This is a genomic window from Variovorax sp. P2_H12 (assembly GCF_056403395.1).
In genome coordinates, this window is sequence record NZ_JBFUFO010000009.1 from 223,620 (window position 1) to 244,787 (window position 21,168).

19 protein-coding genes are annotated in these 21,168 nt (G+C 69.0%); 11 read left to right on the forward strand and 8 right to left on the reverse strand.

Translation table 11 applies throughout. From position 1 onward, the window contains the following. Nucleotides 1-113 precede the first annotated feature (113 nt). Nucleotides 114-1,028 (forward strand): SDR family NAD(P)-dependent oxidoreductase, encoded by a 915-nt coding sequence (locus AC1DYK_RS08775; protein ID WP_478165914.1) that lies wholly within the window; start codon nt 114-116, stop codon nt 1,026-1,028. Between the two features lie 154 nt (nt 1,029-1,182). On the opposite strand, the gene AC1DYK_RS08780 is transcribed toward AC1DYK_RS08775, so the two are convergent. Then, entirely contained in the window at nt 1,183-1,542 is a 360-nt protein-coding gene (locus AC1DYK_RS08780; RefSeq protein ID WP_478090868.1) for an HPF/RaiA family ribosome-associated protein, read from the reverse strand. Between the two features lie 148 nt (nt 1,543-1,690). On the opposite strand from AC1DYK_RS08780, the gene ylqF reads away from it, so the two are divergent. From ylqF to AC1DYK_RS08815, 7 genes are all read left to right on the forward strand, one after another. Beyond that, nucleotides 1,691-2,647 (forward strand): ribosome biogenesis GTPase YlqF, encoded by a 957-nt coding sequence (ylqF, locus tag AC1DYK_RS08785; protein ID WP_478165915.1) that lies wholly within the window; start codon nt 1,691-1,693, stop codon nt 2,645-2,647. Between the two features lie 86 nt (nt 2,648-2,733). Continuing rightward, nucleotides 2,734-3,777, forward strand: coding sequence for an aldo/keto reductase (locus AC1DYK_RS08790; RefSeq protein WP_478165916.1), 1,044 nt, complete (start codon nt 2,734-2,736; stop codon nt 3,775-3,777). A gap of 130 nt (nt 3,778-3,907) precedes the next feature. Beyond that, nucleotides 3,908-5,137, forward strand: a complete 1,230-nt coding sequence (locus AC1DYK_RS08795) for an ABC transporter substrate-binding protein (RefSeq protein WP_478165917.1) — start codon at nt 3,908-3,910, stop codon at nt 5,135-5,137. An 81-nt stretch (nt 5,138-5,218) separates the two neighbouring features. Further along, nucleotides 5,219-6,094: a branched-chain amino acid ABC transporter permease gene (locus AC1DYK_RS08800; RefSeq protein WP_478156601.1), complete on the forward strand. Its 876-nt coding sequence runs from the start codon at nt 5,219-5,221 to the stop codon at nt 6,092-6,094. Nucleotides 6,095-6,102: 8 nt separating this feature from the next. Continuing rightward, nucleotides 6,103-8,049, forward strand: coding sequence for a branched-chain amino acid ABC transporter ATP-binding protein/permease (locus tag AC1DYK_RS08805; protein WP_478165918.1), 1,947 nt, complete (start codon nt 6,103-6,105; stop codon nt 8,047-8,049). Nucleotides 8,050-8,059: 10 nt separating this feature from the next. Next, on the forward strand, nt 8,060-8,782 hold the full coding sequence (locus tag AC1DYK_RS08810) for an ABC transporter ATP-binding protein (RefSeq protein ID WP_478090862.1): 723 nt from the start codon (nt 8,060-8,062) through the stop codon (nt 8,780-8,782). A 63-nt stretch (nt 8,783-8,845) separates the two neighbouring features. Next, the gene (locus AC1DYK_RS08815; RefSeq protein WP_478165919.1) at nt 8,846-9,781 is read left to right on the forward strand and encodes a M14 family metallopeptidase; all 936 of its coding nucleotides are present in this window, start codon (nt 8,846-8,848) and stop codon (nt 9,779-9,781) included. A 3-nt stretch (nt 9,782-9,784) separates the two neighbouring features. On the opposite strand, the gene AC1DYK_RS08820 is transcribed toward AC1DYK_RS08815, so the two are convergent. Next, complete coding sequence (locus AC1DYK_RS08820; protein ID WP_478165920.1) at nt 9,785-10,639, reverse strand: peptidoglycan DD-metalloendopeptidase family protein; 855 nt, start codon at nt 10,637-10,639, stop codon at nt 9,785-9,787. A gap of 7 nt (nt 10,640-10,646) precedes the next feature. Further along, entirely contained in the window at nt 10,647-12,449 is a 1,803-nt protein-coding gene (locus tag AC1DYK_RS08825) for a glutamine--tRNA ligase/YqeY domain fusion protein (RefSeq protein ID WP_478165921.1), read from the reverse strand. Between the two features lie 137 nt (nt 12,450-12,586). Here AC1DYK_RS08825 and AC1DYK_RS08830 point away from each other — a divergent pair, with 137 nt between their 5' ends. Continuing rightward, the gene (locus AC1DYK_RS08830; RefSeq protein ID WP_478165922.1) at nt 12,587-12,952 is read left to right on the forward strand and encodes a hypothetical protein; all 366 of its coding nucleotides are present in this window, start codon (nt 12,587-12,589) and stop codon (nt 12,950-12,952) included. Nucleotides 12,953-13,051: 99 nt separating this feature from the next. Here the strand turns inward: AC1DYK_RS08830 and AC1DYK_RS08835 are convergent, their stop codons facing one another. From AC1DYK_RS08835 to AC1DYK_RS08855, 5 genes are all read right to left on the reverse strand, one after another. Beyond that, nucleotides 13,052-13,876, reverse strand: coding sequence for a LytR/AlgR family response regulator transcription factor (locus AC1DYK_RS08835; protein ID WP_478165923.1), 825 nt, complete (start codon nt 13,874-13,876; stop codon nt 13,052-13,054). After that, nucleotides 13,873-14,940: a sensor histidine kinase gene (locus AC1DYK_RS08840; protein WP_478165924.1), complete on the reverse strand. Its 1,068-nt coding sequence runs from the start codon at nt 14,938-14,940 to the stop codon at nt 13,873-13,875. Before AC1DYK_RS08840 ends, AC1DYK_RS08835 begins: the two co-directional genes overlap by 4 nt. Further along, nucleotides 14,937-15,224 (reverse strand): 2TM domain-containing protein, encoded by a 288-nt coding sequence (locus AC1DYK_RS08845; RefSeq protein ID WP_478165925.1) that lies wholly within the window; start codon nt 15,222-15,224, stop codon nt 14,937-14,939. The genes AC1DYK_RS08840 and AC1DYK_RS08845 overlap by 4 nt, the downstream gene beginning before the upstream one ends. A gap of 68 nt (nt 15,225-15,292) precedes the next feature. Then, nucleotides 15,293-15,820, reverse strand: a complete 528-nt coding sequence (locus AC1DYK_RS08850) for a DUF6622 family protein (protein WP_478165926.1) — start codon at nt 15,818-15,820, stop codon at nt 15,293-15,295. Nucleotides 15,821-15,864: 44 nt separating this feature from the next. Then, on the reverse strand, nt 15,865-16,278 hold the full coding sequence (locus tag AC1DYK_RS08855) for a DUF2306 domain-containing protein (RefSeq protein WP_478165927.1): 414 nt from the start codon (nt 16,276-16,278) through the stop codon (nt 15,865-15,867). A 215-nt stretch (nt 16,279-16,493) separates the two neighbouring features. On the opposite strand from AC1DYK_RS08855, the gene AC1DYK_RS08860 reads away from it, so the two are divergent. Both AC1DYK_RS08860 and AC1DYK_RS08865 read left to right on the forward strand, forming a co-directional pair. Further along, the gene (locus AC1DYK_RS08860; RefSeq protein ID WP_478165928.1) at nt 16,494-17,786 is read left to right on the forward strand and encodes an efflux RND transporter periplasmic adaptor subunit; all 1,293 of its coding nucleotides are present in this window, start codon (nt 16,494-16,496) and stop codon (nt 17,784-17,786) included. A 9-nt stretch (nt 17,787-17,795) separates the two neighbouring features. Continuing rightward, nucleotides 17,796-20,903, forward strand: coding sequence for an efflux RND transporter permease subunit (locus AC1DYK_RS08865; RefSeq protein WP_478165929.1), 3,108 nt, complete (start codon nt 17,796-17,798; stop codon nt 20,901-20,903). Nucleotides 20,904-21,168 lie beyond the last annotated feature (265 nt).

A 21,168-nucleotide genomic window follows, 5' to 3' on the forward strand; every position in this document is an offset into this window, starting at 1 on the left:
GGCCCGGCAAAGCCGGTTCCGCCGCGGCTCCCGAACGGGCGCGCTGCGCGCAGCCGCATACACCCCCCGATGGAGTGGGGCGAGTCACATTTTTTTATGAAAGCACCGACAGCATGAGCATCGACTTCAAGGGCCGTGTGGCCATCGTCACCGGGGCCGGCGGCGGCCTGGGCCGCCAGCACGCGCTGGCATTGGCGGCGCGTGGCGCCAAGGTCGTGGTCAACGACCTGGGCGGTGCCCGCGACGGCTCCGGCGGCTCGGTCAGCGCCGCCCAGGCGGTGGTCGACGAGATCAAGGCGGCGGGCGGCGAGGCGATCGCCAACGGCGCCTCGGTGACCGACTTCGAGGCCGTGCAGGCCATGGTGGCGCAGGCCGTCGAGACCTGGGGCCGGGTCGACATCCTGGTCAACAACGCCGGCATCCTGCGCGACAAGAGCTTCGCCAAGATGGAGCTGGCCGATTTCCGGCTGGTGATGGACGTCCACCTGATGGGGGCGGTCCATTGCACCAAGGCGGTGTGGCCGCTCATGAACGAGCAGAAGTACGGCCGTATCGTGATGACGACCTCGTCCTCCGGCCTCTACGGCAATTTCGGCCAGAGCAACTACGGCGCCGCCAAGCTGGCGCTCGTGGGCCTGATGCAGACGCTCTCGATCGAGGGCGCGAAGAACGACATCCGGGTCAACTGCCTGGCGCCGACCGCCGCCACCCGCATGACCGAAGACCTGATGCCCGAGGCGGTGCTGGAGGCGCTGAAGCCCGAAGCCGTGGTGCCCGCGATGCTGGTGCTGGCGGCGCAGGACGCACCCAACCGCACCATCCTGTGCGCCGGTGCCGGCACTTTCGAGGCTGCGCACGTCACGCTGACCGAGGGCGCCTGGATCGGCCTGGGCGCCGACGCACCCGAGCAACTCGCGCAGCGGCTGGCCGAAGTGACCGACCGCGCCGGCGAGATCGTGCCGCAGAGCGGCGCGGCGCAAGGCAGCAACGAGGTCGGCAAGGCGATGGCGAACGCGGGCAGGCGCTGAGGGTTCAGGCCGACGCCGGTGCAGCGCCCGGGGGGCTGCACCGCACTCAGTGGGGGAACGGTGGGGCTCAGGCCGGCGCCGGGCCGCCCCAAGGCGGCCTGCGGCCCCCTCGGGGGGCAGCGACCCACACGCAGTGGGGGAGCGTGGGGGCCTTTCATTCTTCGACTGTATCGCCGTCCTTGCGAATCGAGTCGCGGTCGCGGCGGCCGTAGAGCCGGCCCAGGGTGCTGTCGAGCGCGCGCTTGAGCTTGTCGCAGGCGCCGCGGAAGGCCTCGTCGAGGTTGGGTGCATGGTGGCTCACCGCCAGCGGTTGATGGCGGGCCAGGCGGGCCTCCATCACGCAGCGCTTGTCGCCACCACCACTGGCGTCATGGTTTTCGTCGCTCAAGTGGATCTCGACGCGCGTCACATCGGCGACGAAGCGGGCGAGGGTCTGGCGCATTTCGCTGTCGGCCCAGCGCTCCAGGGCGTCCTTGTTCTCGATGCCGTTGCTGGTGTTGACTTGGATCTGCATGGCATGTCCTTTCTGCAAGCCCTGACTGTGCACCCTTCGGACGCGGCTGTACGTAAGCATTTGGGGAACGCGTCCGTGGCCGGAACGACGCCCCCGCGCGGGGCAGCGACAATCCGGAGCCACCCTCGCATACAAAGAAAGACTCCCGATGGCCATCCAGTGGTTCCCCGGTCACATGCACCTGACCCAGAAGGCCATCGCCGAGCGGATCAAGGACATCGACGTCGTCATCGAATTGCTCGACGCCCGGCTGCCCGGCTCCAGCGCCAACCCGAAGCTGGCCGAACTCACCGGTCACAAGCCGGGTCTCAAGGTGCTCAACAAGCAGGACCTCGCCGACCCGGCCTGCGCCGCGCTCTGGCTGGCCCACTACAACGGCCAGCCCGACACGCGGGCGATCGGCCTGGATGCCAGCCAGACCACGCCGGCGCGCCAGCTCATCGACGCCTGCCACCAGCTGTCGCCGCTGCGCGGCGGCATGGCCAAGCCGATGCGGGTGCTGATCTGTGGCATTCCCAATGTCGGCAAGTCGACGCTCATCAACACGCTCACCGGCAGCCGCAAGGCCAAGACCGGCGACGAGGCCGGCATCACCAAGCTCGAGCAGCGCATCACGCTGGCCGACGACTTCTACCTCTGGGACACGCCGGGCATGCTGTGGCCGCGCATCATCGTCGCCAAGAGCGGCTACAACCTGGCGGCCAGCGGCGCGATCGGCCGCAACGCCTTCGATGAGGAGGAGGTGGCGCTGGAGTTGCTCGACTACCTGAAGGGCCACTACGCGGGCCTGGTCGAGGCGCGCTTCAAGATCGATCCGATCGGCGCGCTGCGCGACGAGGAGGTGCTCGAAGCCATCGGCCGCAAGCGCGGTGCGCTGCTGGGCAAGGGCCGCGTCAATCTGCAGAAGGCGGCCGAGATCGTGATGAACGAATTCCGCAGCGGCAACATCGGGCGCATCACGCTGGAGACGCCCGAGGAATTCGCGCAGTGGCTGGCAGCGGGGCATCTGCTCGATGCGGAGCGCGCCGCGAAGAAGGCGGCGCGGGTGCGCAAGAAGGGGTCGGGGCGGCGCGAGGACGATCCGGCGGCGCCGGAGGACGCCTAGGCCGCCCTGCAGGAATTCGCAAGGACGCCTATGCTCTCGGGCGGTCCGGCGCGCGTGCCGGACGCTCGAACCCAAGGAGTCCCAGCATGCGACACCATCCCCTCGGCCGCACCGGCCTGTTCGTGTCCGAGCTCTGTCTCGGCACCATGACCTTCGGCGGCAGCGACGGTATCTGGAGCCAGATCGGCGACCTCCAGCAGGCCGACGCCGAACGGCTGGTCGGCCAGGCGCTCGATGCCGGCATCAACTTCATCGACACCGCCGATGTCTATTCGGGCGGACTGTCGGAGCAGATCACCGGCCAGGCGCTGAAGAACCTCAAGGTGCCGCGCGACCAGGTGGTCGTCGCGACCAAGGTCTTCGGCGACACCGGTCCCGGGCCGAATGCGCGCGGCGCGTCACGCAGCCACATCCTCGACGGCGTCAAGGCCAGCCTGAAGCGACTGCAGCTGGACCACATCGACCTCTACCAGATCCACGGCTTCGACCCGGCCACGCCGATCGAGGAAACCGTGCGCGCCCTCGACCAGCTGGTGCGCCATGGCCACGTGCGCTATGTCGGCGTCTCCAACTGGGCCGCCTGGCAGATCGTCAAGGCGCTGGGCATCGCCGAGCGCTGGGGGCTCGCGCGCTTCGAATCGCTGCAGGCCTACTACACCGTGGCCGGTCGCGACCTCGAGCGCGAACTGATCCCGATGCTGCGCAGCGAAGGCGTCGGGCTGATGGTCTGGAGTCCACTCGCGGGCGGCCTGCTGAGCGGCAAGTACGGCCGCGGGCAGCAGGGCGAGCAAGGCAGCCGGCGCACCAGCTTCGACTTCCCCCCGGTCGACAAGGATCGGGCCTGGGACTGCGTCGACGCCATGCGTCCGATCGCCGAGGCGCACGGTGTCTCCGTGGCCCAGGTCGCGCTGGCCTGGCTGCTGCACCAGCCGCAGGTCACGAGCGTGATCGTCGGTGCCCGGCGGACCGAGCAATTGGCCGACAACCTGGCAGCGACGCAGGTGGCGCTGGGCGCGGCCGAACTCGCGCAGCTCGACGAGGTCAGCCGGCTGCCGCCCGAGTACCCGGGCTGGATGTTCGTGCGGCAGGGCGAGAACCGGCGCAAGCAGCTGGCTGGCTCCGGGCGCTGAGGCGCGGCCGGAAGCCGCGGACTTCTGCAATCCTTGTAGCGGCTTTAGGGTTGTCACTCTCTCCGAAACCGGTTCCCGTCGCTATGTTCGGTGGGCATTCTTGCAACACAACATTTGGAGAATCTCACCGATGCATTCGCGATTCAAGCTTCTCGCGGTGGCTTGCGCCGTTTCGTTTTCAGCCGGCGCATTCGCGGCCGATCCGATCAAGATCGGCGTCGATGGCCCGTTCACCGGTGGCTCCTCGTCGATGGGCGTCAGCATGCGCGACGGCGTGCGCCTGGCCACCGAGGAGATCAACAAGAGCGGCGGCGTGCTCGGCCGCCAGATCCAGCTGGTCGAGCGTGACGACGAGGCCAAGAACGAGCGCGGCGTGCAGATCGCCCAGGAGTTCATCAACAAGGAAAAGGTCGTGGCCGTGGTCGGCTACATCAATACCGGCGTCGCGCTCGCTTCGCAGCGCTTCTTCCAGGAAGCCAGGATCCCGGTCATGAACAACGTCGCGACCGGCTCGGTCATCACGCGCCAGTTCGACAAGGAGCCGGACAACTACGTGTTCCGCAATTCCGCGCACGACAGCATCCAGGCCCCGATGATCGTGCAGGAAGCCGTCACGCGCCGCGGCTACAAGAAGGTCGCGATCCTGGCCGACTCGACCAACTACGGCCAGCTGGGCCGCGAAGACCTCGAGAAGGCGCTCAAGGCCAAGGGCATCACGCCGGTGGCGGTCGAGAAATTCAACATCAAGGACGTCGACATGACGGCCCAGCTGCTGAAGGCCAAGGAAGCCGGCGCCGAGGCGGTGCTGACCTACGGCATCGGCCCCGAGCTGGCGCAGATCGCCAACGGCATGACCAAGCTGGGCTGGAAGGTGCCGATGGTCGGCAGCTGGACCCTGTCGATGGCCAACTTCATCGACAACGCCGGCCCCGGCGGCGATGGTGCGCGCATGCCGCAGACCTTCATCCAGGAAGGCACCACGCCGAAGCGCAAGGAGTTCATCGCGAGCTACCTCAAGACCTTCAAGCCCAAGAACGACCGCATCGATTCGCCGGTGTCGGCCGCCCAGGGCTACGATTCGGTCTACCTGCTGGCCGCGGCCATGAAGCAGGCCAACAGCACCGAGGGCCCGAAGATCAAGGCCGCGCTGGAGGAACTCAAGACGCCGGTGGAGGGCGTGGTGACGACCTACAACAAGCCCTTCTCGAAGGCCGACCATGACGCCATCACCGCCAACATCCCGGTGTTCGGCGAAGTCAAGGCCGGCCGGGTGGTCTACGCCAGCCCCGACGACCTGAAGAATGCGGCGCAGGTTCGCCTCAAGGACATGACCGCCAACGACGCCCTGCTGAAGCAGTAGCCGCGTCCGTGCGCCGGCGCCGCCCCGGGGTCATGCCCGCGGCGGCGCCTTTTCATGCCCAACGCTTCGCGAAAGCCGTTCATGCAAATCCTCACCCAACTCATCTTCAGCGGCATCGCGCTGGGCATGATCTACGCCGTCATCGCGTTCGGCTATCAGCTCACCTTCGCCACATCCGACACACTCAATTTCGGCCAGGGGGATGCGCTGATGCTCGGCGCGCTCGTCGGCCTCACGCTGGTCACGCTGGGCGTGAACTACTGGCTCATGATCCCGCTGGTGTGCCTCTTCGGCGCCGTCCAGGGCGCCGTGGTCGAGCGCATCGGCGTTCGCCCGGCGATCAAGATCAAGTCCGAGTTCGGCTGGATCATGTCGACCATCGCGCTCGGCATCATCTTCAAGAATGTGGCCGAGAACGTCTGGGGCCGCGACGACCTCAAGTTCCCGTCGCCGCTGCCCGAGGCGCCGATCAAGTTCCTCAACGCCAATGTGCTGCCGATGGAAATCCTGGTGGTGGTCGGCGCCGTCCTCATGATGCTGGCGGTCGAGCTGTTCAACCGCCGTTCGATCTACGGCAAGGCCGTGGTCGCGACCTTCAACGACCGCGACGCCGCCAAGCTGATGGGCATCAACACCGGACTGGTCATCACCTTCTCGTATGCGCTGTCCTCGCTGACCGCGGCCTTCGCGGGCGTGCTGATCGCGCCGCTCACGCTCACCGGCGCCACCATGGGCGCGGTGCTGGGCCTCAAGGCCTTCGCGGTGGCGATCATCGGCGGGCTGACCAGTGGCATGGGCATCATCCTCGGCGGGATCATCCTCGGCATCGCCGAGACCACCACCGGCTTCTACCTGAGCACCGGCTACAAGGACGTGCCCGGCCTGGTGCTGCTGCTGATCGTGCTGGCGGTGCGCCCGGCCGGCCTTTTTGGCAAGACCGCAATCAAGAAGGTCTGAGCCCGCACATGAATTCGAAAATCACCCGTTTCCTTCTGGCGATCGCCGGCTTCGCCGCGCTCATGCTGTTCCCGGTCGCGATCGACAACCCGTACTACATCCACCTGCTCGAGACCATCATGATCTACGCGATCCTGCTGTTCGGGCTCGACATCGTGGTGGGCTACACGGGCCAGGTCTCGCTCGGCCATGCGGGCCTGTTCGGCCTCGGCGCCTACACCGCGGGCGTGCTGGTCTACAAGCTCGGCGCGCCGCTGCTGGTGTCGCTGATCGCCTCGATCGGCGTCACGGCGCTGTTCGGCGCGCTGCTGGCGCTGCCGGCGCTGCGCGTCACCGGGCCCTATCTCGCGATGGTGACGCTGGCCTTCGGCACCATCATCCAGATCCTCATCAACGAGATGAGCTTCCTGACCGAAGGGCCGATGGGCATCAAGCTCACGAAGCCGCCGCTGTTCGGCCACAAGCTCGACGAGCGCGAGTTCTACTGGCTGGTGGTGGTGATGCTGGTGCTGTCGCTGATCGTGGTGCACCGCATCCTGCGCTCGCACCTGGGGCGCGCCTTCGAGGCGCTGCGCGGCAGCCCCGTCGCCTCCGACTGCATGGGCGTGTCGGTGTACCGCTACAAGGTCTACGCCTTCGTGATCAGCGCCGGCTTCGCCGGTCTGGCGGGCAGCCTGTATGCGTACTCGGAGCAGTACATCTCGCCCAACACCTACAACTTCGAGCTCACGGTGCTGTTCCTGTTGGCGGTGATCATGGGCGGGCGCAAGAGCCGCATCGGCGCGATGCTGGGCGCCACCATCATCGTGCTGCTGCCCAAGCTGCTCGACGACGTTGAGCTGTTCCGCTACGTGTCGGTGGCCCTGGCGGTGCTGGTGATGATCGTGGCCGTGGTGGGCGTGCAGAAAAAGCGCGTGACGCCGAAGCAGATGGCTATTCCCGTGGTCGGCAGCATCGCGCTCGCGGGCCTCGCGTTCTGGCTCCAGACCATGACCGACTGGCGGCTCTCGATCTTCGGCGTGATCATGCTGTTCGTCGTCTATTACCTGCAGGACGGCATCGTCGGCTTCATGCGCAACGCGCTGAACCTGCGGCGGCAGAAGCCGCAGGTGGAGCCGGTCGCGGGCATGGCGCCGGGCGACGCGGTGTCGGTCGCGGCGATGGCCGGCGGCCAGCCCGAGGTGCTGCAGGCCGCGGGCGTGCTGATGCAGTTCGGCGGCCTCAAGGCGCTCAACAACGTCGATCTCACGGTCAGGCGCGGCACCATCCATGGCCTGATCGGCCCCAACGGCTCCGGCAAGAGCACCATGATGAACGTGCTGACCGGCATCTACGTGCCGACCGCCGGCGCCATCAGCTTCGGCGGCCGTTCGCTGGTCGGGCGGACCTCGGCGGACATCGCGCTGTCGGGCATCGCGCGCACCTTCCAGAACGTGCAGCTGTTCGGCGAGATGACGGCGCAGCAGAACGTGCAGGTCGGCCTGCACCACACCTTCCGCAGCAACCTGCTCGACGTCGCGCTGCACACGCCGCGCTACAGGCGCGAGAGCGCGGCCGCGGCCAGCCGTGCGCTGGGCCTGCTGAAGTTCGTCGGGCTGGAGGCGTTCGCGGGCGAGGAGGCGCGCAACCTGCCGTACGGCAAGCAGCGCCTGCTCGAGATCGCGCGCGCACTGGCACTCGACCCGCAGCTGCTGCTGCTCGACGAGCCCGCGGCCGGCCTCACGGCGCCGGACATCAAGGAGCTGATCGCGATCATCCGCAAGATCCGCGAGCACGGCGTGACCGTGATCCTGATCGAGCACCACATGGACGTCGTGATGAGCATGTGCGACACGGTGTCGGTGCTCGACTTCGGCCAGAAGATCGCCGAGGGCGAGCCGGCTGCGGTGCAGTCGGACGAGAAGGTGATCGAGGCCTATCTCGGCGGCCAGGAAGCCAGCCTGCAGCCCGCCTGAGGAAACCATCATGCTGACCATCCAGAATCTATCGGCCGGCTACGGCAAGGTGCAGGTGCTGCACGGCGTCTCGATCGAGGTGCCCAAGGGCAAGATCGTGACCCTGATCGGCTCCAACGGCGCCGGCAAGACCACCACGATGCGCGCGGTGTCGGGAATGATCCAGCCGACGGCCGGCGAGATCACGCTCAACGGCAAGCGCATCGACGGACTCGAGTCGTATCACATCGCCAAGCTCGGGCTCGCGCATTCGCCCGAGGGCCGGCGCGTGTTCGCGACCATGACCGTGACCGACAACCTGACGCTCGGCGCCTTCCCGCGCCTCACGGGGAGCCGGCCGCGCGGCGACGTCGCGGGCGACCTCGAGCGGGCACTGGAGTTGTTTCCGCGCCTGAAGGAGCGCCGCACCCAGCTGGCCGGCACCCTGTCGGGCGGCGAGCAGCAGATGCTCGCGATGGCCCGCGCCGTCATGCTGAACCCCGAAGTGGTGCTGCTCGACGAGCCTTCGATGGGGCTGGCGCCAATCCTGGTCGCCGAGGTCTTCCGAATCATCGAGCGGCTCAAGCAGCAGGGCGCGACCATGCTGCTGGTCGAGCAGTTCGCCGCCGCCGCGCTCGGCGTGGCCGACTACGGCTACGTGCTGGAGAACGGCCGCATCTCGCTGCACGGGCCGGCCGAGAAGCTGCGCAACGATCCGGGGGTGAAGGCGGCGTACCTGGGCAGTGGACACTAGGTTCGCGCGGATGTAGCAAACTGCTGCTTTCCCGTTTCACGCCCGTCCAGAGACACAAGACCCATGACCCAGCGCCACGCCGATCTCGAAGTCCTCCCGCGCGATATCTCCGCCTATCGCCAAGGCAACACAGGCGTCGACTACGTGCACCGCTTCGAGTCCGGCAAGCCGGGCCCGCACGTGCTCATCAACGCGCTGACCCACGGCAACGAGATCTGCGGCATGGTGGCCGCCACGCATCTGCTGGACAGCGGCGTGCGGCCCAAGGTCGGCACGCTGACCGTGAGCTTTGCGCACGTCGAGGCCTACAACGCCTTCGATGCCGAGAAGCCCTTCGACAACCGGCAGATCGTCCACAACCTCAACCGCGTCTGGTCCGACGAATGGCTGGACGGTCCCGAGGACAGCCCCGAACTGCGCCGCGCGCGCGAACTGCGGCCGGTGGTGGGCGCGGCGGACCACATCCTCGACATCCATTCGACCAGCCAGGACGTGGTGCCGTTCTGGGTCTATCCCGATTTCGATCGTAACGCCACGGTGGCGACGGCGATCGGCCTGCCGCCGGTGCACCTGGTCATGCCGAGCGGCCTGGGCTCGGGCACGCCGCTGATCCAGCACGGCCTGCACGCTGGCGCGGATGCGCCGGGCGCCGCGATGGTGGTCGAGTGCGGCCAGCACTTCAGGCAGGCCGCGGCCGACCTCGCGACCGAGGTCACGCTGCGCTTCCTGGCGCACTTCGGGTTGATCGACAGGGAAGGGGTGCCGCCTGCGGTCGAGCCGCAGCGCCGTTTCGAGCTGCTGCAGACGCACATGATCCAGTCCGAGGACTTCCGCTTCGTCCGGCCGCTGATCGGCTTCGAGACCTTCGCCAAGGGCGAGCTGATCGCCACCCAGGGCCCGGACGAGATCCGCGCGCCCTGCGACGACTGCACGGTCTTCATGCCGGCGCAGCGGGTGATCGTCGGGCGCGAGGCGGTGTACCTGACCCGGCCCCTATAGGCCTCAGGCCGCGATGAACAGCGCCGGGTCCACCATCGTGCGGTTCAGCATCACGCCCCAGTGCAGGTGCGGCCCGGTGACGCGGCCGGTGGCGCCCACGGCGGCCAGCGGCTCGCCGGTCGGCAGCACATCGCCGGCCTTCACGTCGATGCGGCTCAGATGGCAGTACATCGTGAGCAGGCCGCCGCCATGGTCGAGCCAGACGGTGCCGCCGTTGAAGAAGTAGTCGCCGGTGTCGATGACGCGTCCCGGCAACGGCGCCAGCACGGGCGTGCCGGTGGCGGCCGCGATGTCCATGCCGCTGTGCGGATTGCGCGACTGGCCGTTGAAGACGCGGCGCAGGCCGAAGGAGCTGGAGCGGCGGCCCGGGACCGGCACGCGCATCTGCAGGTCCTGCAGCCGCGGCTCGGTGAAGGTGGCCATCACCGTGGCCTGGTGGGCCCGCTCGCGCTCGTAGCGGGCCTGGTCCGTGGGCGACAGGTCGACGGTGCCCGGCGCCACCTTGAGGCGCTGCTCGCTGTATCGCTTGGGTGCGACCGTGTAGGCCATCTGCCGTTCGGCGCCGTCCTGCGCGCGCACCGTGATGCGCGAGGTGCCGGGCGCCGCCGCCAGCGGAATGCCGACCAGCGCGGTCCACTCGATCGCGTCGCCGAGCACGAGCAAGGGCACATCGCCCTCGGTGCGCGCCGCCGGTCGCGCGGCGGAGGGGCCGAGCGAGAGGCGCGCCACGCCGCCGGGCACCTGGGCGCCGTGCGGCCAGACCTCGGGTGCCTTGGCAGCCGACGGCGCGGCCTCGACCTGTGCCGCCGGCAGCGCCAGCACACTCATCGTTGCGAGAAGGAGAGAGCGGCGATGCATGGCGCCGTCACTTGCCCCAGCTGTCGCGCATCCCGGCGGCGCGATTGAACACGCGCTGGCCGGAGGCCGCCGCGTTCGCATCCACCACGAAGTACCCGTGGCGTTCGAACTGGAAGCCCGCGCCGCCTGGCGCCGCGCTGGCCAGCGAAGGTTCCACGAAGGCCTGGCAACGCAGGAGGCTGTCGCGATTCAGCTCGTCCTGCAGCTCGCCGCTGCCCGGCTGCGCGGCCGCGAACAGCCGCTCGTACAGGCGCACCTCGGCCGGCAGCGCATCGGCAGCCGCCACCCAGGTGATGTTGCCCTTGACCTTGATCGCATCGGCCCCCGGCGTGCCGCTCTTGGTGTCGGGCACCAGCCTGGCCTGGACTTCCTGCAGCCTGCCGCCGGCATCGCGCGTGCCGCCGGTGCACTCGATCGTGTGACCGTACTTCAGGCGCACCCTGTTGCCGGGGAACAGGCGGAAGAAGCCCTTGGGCTGCACGTCCTCGTAGTCGGTGCGCTCGATCCAGACCTCGCGGCCGATCTTGAACGTGCGCTGGCCCCTTTCCGGATGGTGCGGGTGCACCGGCGCCGAGCAGTCGTCGAGGAAGCCGGCGCCCATCAGTTCGTCCCAGTTCGTGATGACGAGCTTCACCGGGTCGAGCACCGCCATCGCGCGCGGCGCGATCGGGTCGAGCGTGTCGCGCAGCGCCGCCTCGAGGCTGGCGTAGTCGATCCAGCCGCCGGACTTGGTCACGCCCGAGCGTTCGCAGAAGAGCTTCAGCGCGTCGGGCGTGTAGCCGCGGCGGCGCAGGCCCGCGAGGGTCGGCATGCGGGGGTCGTCCCAGCCGTCGACGTGGCCTTCCTCGACCAGCTGGCGCAGGCGGCGCTTGCTGGTGATCACGTGCGTGACGTTGAGGCGGGCGAACTCGTACTGGCGCGGATGCGGCGTGGCGATCAGGCCGCCTTCGGCCAGGCGGTCGAGCAGCCAGTCGTAGAACGGCCGCTGGTCTTCGAACTCGAGCGTGCAGAAGCTGTGCGTGATCTGCTCCAGCGCGTCCTCGATCGGATGCGCGAAGGTGTACATCGGGTAGATGCACCAGGTGTCGCCGGTGTTGTGGTGGGTCGCGCGGCGGATGCGGTAGAGCGCCGGATCGCGCATGTTGATGTTGGGGCTCGCCATGTCGATGCGGGCCCGCAGCACCGCGGCGCCGTCCTCGAGCGCGCCGTCGCGCATGGCGCGGAAGCGCGCGAGGTTCTCGTCCGGCGTGCGGCCGCGGAACGGGCTGTCGGTGCCGGGCGTGTTGAAGTCGCCGCGGGTGGCGCGGATCTGCTCGGCGCTCTGCTCGTCGACGTAGGCCAGGCCGGCACCGATCAGGTACTCGGCCGCCCGGTACATGAAGTCGAAGTAGTTACTCGCAAAGTACTCATGCGCGTCGGTCTCGCCCGGCTTGGCAGGGTTGTCGGCCAGCACGGTGTCGTAACCCAGCCATTGCACGGCATCGCGGATCGCGTCGACGTATTCCTGCTCTTCCTTCTCGGGGTTGGTGTCGTCGAAGCGCAGGTGGCAGACGCCGCCGTATTCCCTGGCCAGCTCGAAGTTGAGCCAGATGCTCTTGGCGTGGCCGATGTGCAGGTAGCCGTTGGGTTCGGGCGGGAAGCGCATGCGGACCTTGGCCGGGTCCTGCATGCCCTGGGCGTGATGGGCGGCGTCCCCTGGGGAGCCGCCCCATTTGCGAGTGGAATAATTGCCCTGTTCGAGGTCGCTTTCGATCACGTGGCGCAGGAAATTGCTCGGCTTGGTGCTGTCGTTGTCTGCAGGGGAAGTCATCCGCTCATTCTAGGTGGGCCCCCGAGGGCTCGTTACCTTTGGCAACCTTCTTCACAGAGCGGCGTACACGGGGTTCACACCTCACGCGTTCAATACAGACATGGGCGGCCCACACCCGCCCCAACAGGAGTTTCATGATGAGCGTCACCCGCACCACTTTCTTCAAATGGGCCGCCGCCGGCGTCGTTGCCGCGGGCGCGCTGTTCGCGACCGCTTCGGCCAGTGCGGCTGTCGGCTGGTCGGTCGGCGTCAACGTGCCCGGCGTGGCAATCGGCGTGGCGACGCCGCAGCCTTACTACGCCCCGGCACCGGTCTACTACCCGCCGCCGGCTGCCTACTACGCGCCGCCGCCGGTCTACTACCGCCCGGCGCCCCGGGTGTATTACCGTCCGGCGCCCGTGTACTACGCGCCGCCGCCGGTCTACTACCGGCCCGCTCCAGGCTATTACGGCCATCGCGGCCACGGCCACGGCCATGGCCATGGCCATGGCTACTACCGCTGAGCGACAGACACCCCCCGATTGCCTGCTGTCACATCGAAAAAGCCGGCCCCGTCGAACGGGCCGGTTTTTTTGTGCCTGGCCGGGCCCCCTTGGGGGCCCTTACATGGCGCGGAAAAGGTGGGCGTAGAGCCGGCTGACCGGAATCCTGTCGGCGCGGCCGCGCAGGCTCAGGTGCTGCTTGCCGGCCTCGTCGCGGTGAACCGCCTCGATGGCGCTGCTGCGCACGACCACGGCCCGGTGCACCTGCCAGAAGATGCTGGCGTCGATCTGCGGCAGCAACTGCTTGAGCGGCGTGCGGATCAGGTACTCGTGGGTGGCGGTCAGCACGCGCACGTACTTGTCGGCCGCTTCGAAGTACTGCACCTCGTCGATCGGGACCATGCGCACCGTGGCGCCGCCGGCCTCGCTCGCGGCAATGAACCTGAGCGGCGCGGCGGCGGTGCCGGGGTTTGGCGCACCGGCGGCGGCGAGCGCCTTCTGCCACTGGGCCAGGGTGCTGGCGAGCGCCTCCTCGGGCGTCGCGGTGGCGGGCTCCCGGGCGTCGAGCGCCTGCCGCAGGCGGGCCACGGTGCGCCGCAGGCGCTCGGGCTGTACCGGTTTGAGCACGTAGTCGATGGCCTGGGCGTCGAAGGCCCGGGCGGCGTATTCGTCGTAGGCGGTCACGAAGACCAACTGGGGCATCGGCGCCTCGTCGGCCGGCCAGGCATCGGCGAGTTCGGCGGCCACGCCCAGCCCGTCGAGCCCGGGCATGCGGATATCGAGGAACAGCACCTGGGGCAGCCGCGCCAGCGCCTCGCGCACGGCGCTGCGTCCGTCGGCGACGCTGGCGACCAGTTCCAGGTCGGGCCAGGCCGCGGCGAGTTCGGCGCGCAGGGCCTGGGCCAGCAGGGGTTCGTCTTCGGCGATCAGGGCGGTCGGGTTCATGGGGGCGCCAGGGGCAGGGTGAGGGTGACGCAGATGCCACCGGTTGCGGGGTTGGTCATCGTCAGGGTGCCTTCGGCGCCGTAGACCGTGGCAAGCCGCTCGCGGACCTGGGCCACGCCGAACCCGCCGGCCTCGGAGGGCATGGCCGCGGCGTTGATGCCGACGCCGGTGTCGCGCACCTCGATGTGCAGCTGCGCGCCGTTTCGTCGCGCCTGCACCCGGATCTCGCCGCCTTCCACCTGAGGCTCGAGGCCGTGGCGGATGCTGTTCTCGACCAGCGGCTGCAGCATCAGCGGCGGCACCGGGACATCGCGCAGTTCGTCGGGCAGATCGAGCGTGTAGCGCAGGCGGTCGCCCATGCGCACCGACATCAGCCCGAGGTAGTCGGCGAGCCGGTCGAACTCGGCGGCGAGCGGATGCTGCAACGCCCGCGAGCCGCTGAGGGTGACGCGCAGATAGGAGTTCAGGCGGTCGAGCATCGCGACGGCACGCACCGGATCGGTCGTGATCAGCACCCGGAGATTGGCCAGCGTGTTGAACAGCATGTGCGGCTCGAGTTGCGTTTCGAGCAGCTTGAGGCGGGCATCGGCGGCGTCGCGCTGCGCCAGCGCGATGGCGCCCTCGAGGTATTTGCTCTTGCCGCGGGTGTAGTAGTAGTAGCAGATCGCGACGCAGGCCAGCGCGGTGATGATCAGGGTGGAGGCGAGCTTGTGGGGCGCGAAACTCCGGAACTCGAGCAGCGGGGCACCGGTCCAGGCGTCGCCGATGGCATTGCCCCCGAGGAAGCCGCCAACGGTGCCGGCGGCCACCAGCAGGATGCCCCTGGCGCCAGCCGGCCAGGGCCTGTCGGGGTCCGTGCTGAGCATCAGCCGGCCGATGTCGATGATGAGCCAGCTGATCATGCCGATGGATAGCGAGTAGACGAACTGGGACGTCCATCCGCCACGTCCGGACGCGCCCAGCGCGACCGCGATCACGCAGCAGAAAAGCGCGGTGTTCAGGCCGTGCCGCAGCACGTCCCGAACGCTCTCGCGCGTGAAATTGCGTTGGAAGGAGGCGATCACCAGGGGTCTCCGGCACCGAGCGCCCTGCGCTCGCGCGCCAGCAGTCGCTCATAGAGATTGCCGCCCGGCGCGACGAGGAACACGACGGCGCCATGGATCGCGAGGCCCAGGCCCCAGCCGAGCAGCGGGAAGATCGCCCAGTGCCGGCCCTGGGAGGCGGCCAGCCCGAGCAGCAGCAGATTGACCAGCAGGTAGATGGCCGCGTGAAGGTACCAGCCCAGCTTGGCGGCAGCGCGCCGGCGGGCCAGGCGTTCGACGGCATCGGGACGGGAGGCGTTCTTCATGGTGGGTCTTCCGGGATCAGGTGGAATTGTTGCGAATCAGCAGGGTCGGGCGAATCGGGTCGACCCTATCAGGCCTGCGCGCCTTGCGAGAGCGCGGTGGCGCGGTCGGCACCGATCGCCAGCTTCCACAGGCGCACCGCGCGACCCGTGAAGACACCCGTGAACATGCCGTACAGCGTACTGATACCGAAGGCGAAGCCGGGTTGGTGTGCCAGGTCGGGGTGCATCGCGAGCAGCACGCCGACCGTGTACTTGGTGAAGAAGATGCCCATCATCAGCACCAGCGGCACCGCGCTGCCGGCGACCTGAAAGCTGCGCGAGGCCGCGTGGTAACGCGTGCTGGCCGGCACACCGCGCTGGAGCACCCCTCCCAGCGACACCAGCGCCGCACCGCACCAGGCCAGCAGGGTCAGGGGCGAGTCGCCGAAGGCCGTGGCGACGCCGATGACCGCGAGGCCGGTCATCACGACCGGCACCAGCGTCACCCGGACGAGGCTCACGCTGCCGGCCAGCAATTGCCTGGCGCCGAGCCACAGCAGGGTGGCGAACAGGATGTAAACCCACTTCGGGGTGTGCAGGAAGACTTGGGTCAGCATGGGATGCTCCTGGAGAGGTTGGCAGGGGAGGTGTGCGAAGGGGGTCAGGCAAGTCCCAGCCACTGGCCCCAGACCAGTTGGCCGAGATAGCGGCTGGGCAGCAGCGTGAAGGCACCGGCCACGATGCAGGCACTGATGTAGGTGGCCTGCATCGCGATCCGGTGACCACGGATGTCGCCCCGGGCGAGCTTCCAGAAGGCGCGCGAGAGGCCGAAGAAGGTGGCCGGCACCAGCAGGTGAACCAGCGTGTAGCCGCCGATGTTCGGCAGCCTGAAGTCCCGGATGAAGAGCGCCGACAGCGCGGCCATGACGATCAGCGTGACCCAGGCGTAGCCCAGCGCCCGGTGCAGGCGCGGCCGCTGGGTCCGGCTCCGGCGGGCCCAGAGCACCACCGGCCCGAGGGCCAGGGCGGAGGCGGCGGCGGCGAGGTGGATGGCGATGACCGGTGACATTTGCATGGCGGGCTCCTGAGGCGATGGGCGGACTGTGCCGATCGCCCGTCGGGCCCGCCACGGTCATGCGACGAACCGTGCCTGGGCGGCGCCAGTTGCATTCCGTGATCGCCGGACGCAGACGTCCACGGCGGCTTTACCGAGGCTTTACGGTTCGTAAGGGCTGGGCGCTACGATTCGGCGCTCCACTACGGGCTGCCACCCTCAAGCTCTCTTCACCGATGTCGTCCCCCCTTCCCGAGCCCGCCACCGAAGACCTCCACGCATCCCGTCCCGTGCCTTCCCGACGGCGGCGCTGGCTCGGCAGCCTGCTGGCGCTGGGCCTGGTGGCGGCGCTGGCCGGCGGCGCCTGGTACCTGATCAAGCGCTCGGGCGAACCGGCGGGCGGGCGCCCCAATTTCGGCGGCGCCAGCTCGACCGTCGGCCACGCCACCGCGAAGCGCGTGGAAATGCCGATCCTGATCGATGCCCTGGGCACCGTGACGCCGCTGGCGACCATTACGCTCAAGCCGCAGGTCGGCGGCGTGCTGACCGAGGTGCTCTATACCGAAGGCCAGACCGTCAGCAAGGGCCAGTTGCTGGCCCGCATCGACCCGCGTCCCTACGAGCAGGCCCTGATGCAGGCCCAGGGCAACCGGGTGCGCGACGAGGCGCAGCTCGAGGCGGCGCGCGTCACCCTGTCGCGCTACCGCACGCTGCTGGGCCAGGACTCGATCGCGCGCCAGGACGTCGACACCCAGGCCGCGCTGGTCAAGCAGCTCGAAGGCACCGTGACCACCGACCGAGCGGCCGAGGCCGCCGCCAAGCTCAACCTCGACTACACCCGGGTCACGGCGCCGGTGGCCGGGCGCATCGGGCTGCGCACGGTCGACCCGGGCAACACGGTCACGGCCAACGCCACCACCGGCATCGCGGTGATCACCCAGATGAACCCGATCGACGTCCAGTTCGCGGTGCCGCAGGACCGCGTGCCCGACATCCAGGCCCAGCTGGCCAAGGGCGAGGCGCTGCCGGTCAAGGCGCTGGACCGGGTGCGCAGCGCGGTGCTGGACACCGGCACCTTCTCGACCCTGGACAACGTGGTCGACACCAGCACCGGCACGGTGCGGGCCAAGGCGCGCTTCTCCAACACCGGCACGCCGCTGTTCCCGAACCAGTTCGTCAACGTGCAGATGGTGCTGCGCACCGTGAACGCGATCGTGGTCCCGGTGACCGCGGTGCGCATCGGGCCCAACGGCAATTTCGTCTACGTGGTCAACGAGGACCGCACGGTGTCGGTGCGGCCGGTGAAGCGCGGCGAGGCCACGGTCGACGTGGTGGCGATCCTCGACGGCGTGAAGGCCGGCGAGGACGTGGTGACCGAAGGCGGCGACCGCCTGAAGGATGGCGCCCGCGTGCAGCTGCAGGGCGACAAGCCGGCGATGGCGCCGCGCCCGGGGGCCTCCGGCCCGCGCGGGCCGCGCACACCCGGCGGTCCGAACGGCGAGGGCCGGCGGCAGCGGCCTGCGCAGTAGGGAGCGGCGGTGAGTCCCTCGCGTCCCTTCATCGAGCGGCCGGTCGCGACCGCGCTGCTCATGCTCGCGATCGTGCTCGCGGGCCTGGTCGGTTTCCGCTTCCTGCCGCTGGCGGCCCTGCCGCAGGTCGACTACCCGACGATCCAGGTGCAGACGCTCTATCCGGGCGCCAGCCCCGAAGTCATGAGCCGCACCGTGACCGCGCCGCTGGAGCGCCAGTTCGGCCAGATGGCCGGGCTCGACCGCATGAGCTCGACCAGCGCCACCGGCGTCTCGATCGTCACGCTGCAGTTCGCGCTCGACCAGACCCTCGACGTCGCCGAGCAGCAGGTGCAGGCGGCGATCAACGCCGGCGGCTCGCTGCTGCCGGCCGACCTGCCGGCGCCGCCGGTGTATGCCAAGGTCAACCCGGCCGATGCCCCGATCCTGACCCTGGCCGTGAGCTCCGAGACCATGCCGCTGACCGAGGTGCAGAACCTCGTGAACACCCGGCTGGCGCAGAAGATCAGCCAGGTCGGCGGGGTCGGCCTGGTGTCGCTGTCGGGCGGGCAGCGTCCGGCGGTGCGGATCCAGGCCAACACCAACGCGCTGGCCGCGGTCGGCATCGGCCTGGACACCCTGCGCACCGCGATCGCGGCGGCCAACGCCAACAGCGCCAAGGGCGGCTTCGACGGCCCGAAGCGGGCCTACACGATCAACGCCAACGACCAGCTGGTGGCCGCGGCCGACTACAAGAACCTGATCGTCGCCTGGAAGAACGGCGCGCCGGTGCGCATGAGCGATGTCGCGCGCGTCATCGACGGCGCCGAGAACACCCAGCTCGGGGCCTGGGCCGGCGCGAATGCGAAGCAGGGTGAGCAGGACGGCAAGCTCTATCCCGCGATCATCCTCAACGTGCAGCGCCAGCCCGGCGCCAACGTGATCGGCACGGTCGATGGCATCAAGAAGCTGCTGCCCGAGCTGGAGGCCTCGCTGCCCGGCGCGCTGAAGGTGGAGGTGCTGAGCGACCGCACCACCGGCATCCGCGCCTCGGTCAACCACGTGCAGCTCGAGCTGGCGCTGGCGGTGGTGATGGTGGTGCTGGTGATCTTCTTCTTCCTGCACAGCGTGCGCGCGACCGTGATCGCCAGCGTCGCGGTGCCGATCTCGCTGATCGGCACCTGCGGCCTGATGTACCTGCTGGGCTACAGCCTCAACAACCTGAGCCTGATGGCGCTGACCATCGCGACCGGCTTCGTGGTCGACGACGCGATCGTGATGATCGAGAACATCGCGCGCTACCTCGAGAAGGGCGAGCCGCCGTTCCAGGCCGCGCTCAAGGGGGCGACACAGATCGGCTTCACGATCATTTCGCTGACGGTGTCGCTGATCGCGGTGCTGATCCCGCTGCTGTTCATGGGCGATGTGGTGGGGCGCCTGTTCCGCGAATTCGCGGTGACGCTGGCGATCACGATCCTGATCTCGGCCGTGGTCTCGCTGACCCTGGTGCCGATGATGTCGGCGCGCTGGCTGCGGCCGCAGGCCGAGGAGGGCGGCCGCTTCGGCGCCGCCGTGCAGCGCTTCTTCGATCGCGTGATCGCGCGCTACGACATCTGGCTGCAATGGGTGTTTCGCCACCAGCCGCTGACGCTGGTGGTGGCCGTGCTCACCCTCGCGCTCACCGTGCTGCTCTACGTCGTGATTCCCAAGGGCCTGTTCCCGACCCAGGACACCGGGCAGCTCAAGGCCCGCGTCCAGGCCTCGCAGGAGGTGTCCTATGTGCGGATGGCCGAGCTGCAGCAGTCGGCGGCCAATCTGATCCTGGCCGATCCCGACGTGCAGAGCCTGAGTTCGGTGGTCGGCGTCGACGCGGCCAACAACATGGCGCTCAACACCGGCAGCATGCTGATCAACCTGCGCGGCGGCCACGGCGACCAGGCCGTGGTGATGCAGCGGCTGCGCGACCGCGTGCGCGACGGCGTCGCCGGCGTGTCGCTCTACCTGCAGCCGACCCAGGACCTGACCATCGACGCCGAGACCGGCCCGACCGAGTTCCGGGTCTCGCTCGAAGGCGCCGACACCACCACGGTGAACGAGTGGGCGCTGAAGCTGGTCGAGCGGCTGCGCAGCGTGCCGCAGGTGCGCAATCCCACGACCGATGCCGGCGCCAAGGGCCTGTCGGCCTACGTGGACATCGACCGCAACACCGCGTCGCGGCTGTCGGTCACCGCGAGCTCGGTGGACGATGCGCTCTACAGCGCCTTCGGCCAGCGCATCGTCTCGACCATCTTCACCGAGACCAACCAGTACCGCGTGATCCTCGAGGCCCAGCGCGAGTCGCTGGCCTCGCCGGAAGGGCTGGGCAACCTGCAGCTGCGCACAGGCGCCGGCACGGCGACGCCCCTGTCTTCGCTGGCCACGGTGCGCGAACAGTTCGCGCCGCTGCAGGTCACGCGCGTGGCCCAGTACCCGGCCGCGACCGTCGGCTTCGACACGCCGCCGAACGTGGCGCTCGGCAAGTCGGTGGTGGCGATCCGTGCCGCGGCCAAGGAGATCGCGCTGCCGGCGAGCGTGAGCCTGAAGTTCCTCGGCGCCGCCGGCGCGTACGAAAAGTCGCTGACCAACCAGCTGTGGCTGATCCTGGCGGCGGTGGTCTGCGTCTACATCGTGCTGGGCGTGCTGTACGAGAGCTATATCCACCCGCTGACGATCCTGTCGACGCTGCCCTCGGCCGGCGTCGGCGCGCTGCTGGCGCTGATGCTGACCGGCAACGACCTCGGGGTGATCGGCATCATCGGCATCATCCTGTTGATCGGCATCGTGAAGAAGAACGCGATCATGATGATCGACTTCGCGATCGACGCCGAGCGCAACCAGGGCAAGGGGCCGCTCGAGGCCATCCACCAGGCGGCGCTGCTGCGCTTCCGCCCGATCCTGATGACCACGCTGGCGGCGCTGTTCGCGGCGCTGCCGCTGATGCTGGGCTGGGGCGAGGGCGCCGAACTGCGGCGTCCGCTGGGGTTGGCGATCTTCGGCGGGCTGGTGGTGAGCCAGGTGCTGACCCTGTTCACCACGCCGGTGATCTACCTGGCATTCGATCGCTTGGGGCGGCGGTTTGGGCAGAGGGCTGCGGCGTGACTTGTGGTCATCTTTCGATCAAGGACGCGTTCCCCCTGGAAGGGCGCCCGGCACGCGGTACGGGCCGAACGACCCCACTGCGCCGGCCCTTCGGGCTGCCTTGCGGTGCTCGCTTCAGGCGGGGTCCGCGCAAACTCGCTGCGCTCAGACACGCGCGGCCCTTGATCCGCCTGAAGCTGCGCTCCTCAGCGGCGCAGAGGGGATCGCCCGTCCCGCACCGCATGCCGGGCTTCGGGGTGTTCAACGGCCAGCTGCGCCTCCAACG

What these genes read in the sequence shown, in the direction of transcription:
- AC1DYK_RS08775 (WP_478165914.1), top strand. Translation starts at nt 114, where the DNA reads ATGAGCATCGACTTCAAGGGCCGTGTGGCCATCGTCACCGGGGCCGGC.
- AC1DYK_RS08780 (WP_478090868.1), bottom strand. Translation starts at nt 1,542, where the DNA reads ATGCAGATCCAAGTCAACACCAGCAACGGCATCGAGAACAAGGACGCC.
- ylqF (WP_478165915.1), top strand. Translation starts at nt 1,691, where the DNA reads ATGGCCATCCAGTGGTTCCCCGGTCACATGCACCTGACCCAGAAGGCC.
- AC1DYK_RS08790 (WP_478165916.1), top strand. Translation starts at nt 2,734, where the DNA reads ATGCGACACCATCCCCTCGGCCGCACCGGCCTGTTCGTGTCCGAGCTC.
- AC1DYK_RS08795 (WP_478165917.1), top strand. Translation starts at nt 3,908, where the DNA reads ATGCATTCGCGATTCAAGCTTCTCGCGGTGGCTTGCGCCGTTTCGTTT.
- AC1DYK_RS08800 (WP_478156601.1), top strand. Translation starts at nt 5,219, where the DNA reads ATGCAAATCCTCACCCAACTCATCTTCAGCGGCATCGCGCTGGGCATG.
- AC1DYK_RS08805 (WP_478165918.1), top strand. Translation starts at nt 6,103, where the DNA reads ATGAATTCGAAAATCACCCGTTTCCTTCTGGCGATCGCCGGCTTCGCC.
- AC1DYK_RS08810 (WP_478090862.1), top strand. Translation starts at nt 8,060, where the DNA reads ATGCTGACCATCCAGAATCTATCGGCCGGCTACGGCAAGGTGCAGGTG.
- AC1DYK_RS08815 (WP_478165919.1), top strand. Translation starts at nt 8,846, where the DNA reads ATGACCCAGCGCCACGCCGATCTCGAAGTCCTCCCGCGCGATATCTCC.
- AC1DYK_RS08820 (WP_478165920.1), bottom strand. Translation starts at nt 10,639, where the DNA reads ATGCATCGCCGCTCTCTCCTTCTCGCAACGATGAGTGTGCTGGCGCTG.
- AC1DYK_RS08825 (WP_478165921.1), bottom strand. Translation starts at nt 12,449, where the DNA reads ATGACTTCCCCTGCAGACAACGACAGCACCAAGCCGAGCAATTTCCTG.
- AC1DYK_RS08830 (WP_478165922.1), top strand. Translation starts at nt 12,587, where the DNA reads ATGAGCGTCACCCGCACCACTTTCTTCAAATGGGCCGCCGCCGGCGTC.
- AC1DYK_RS08835 (WP_478165923.1), bottom strand. Translation starts at nt 13,876, where the DNA reads ATGAACCCGACCGCCCTGATCGCCGAAGACGAACCCCTGCTGGCCCAG.
- AC1DYK_RS08845 (WP_478165925.1), bottom strand. Translation starts at nt 15,224, where the DNA reads ATGAAGAACGCCTCCCGTCCCGATGCCGTCGAACGCCTGGCCCGCCGG.
- AC1DYK_RS08850 (WP_478165926.1), bottom strand. Translation starts at nt 15,820, where the DNA reads ATGCTGACCCAAGTCTTCCTGCACACCCCGAAGTGGGTTTACATCCTG.
- AC1DYK_RS08855 (WP_478165927.1), bottom strand. Translation starts at nt 16,278, where the DNA reads ATGCAAATGTCACCGGTCATCGCCATCCACCTCGCCGCCGCCGCCTCC.
- AC1DYK_RS08860 (WP_478165928.1), top strand. Translation starts at nt 16,494, where the DNA reads ATGTCGTCCCCCCTTCCCGAGCCCGCCACCGAAGACCTCCACGCATCC.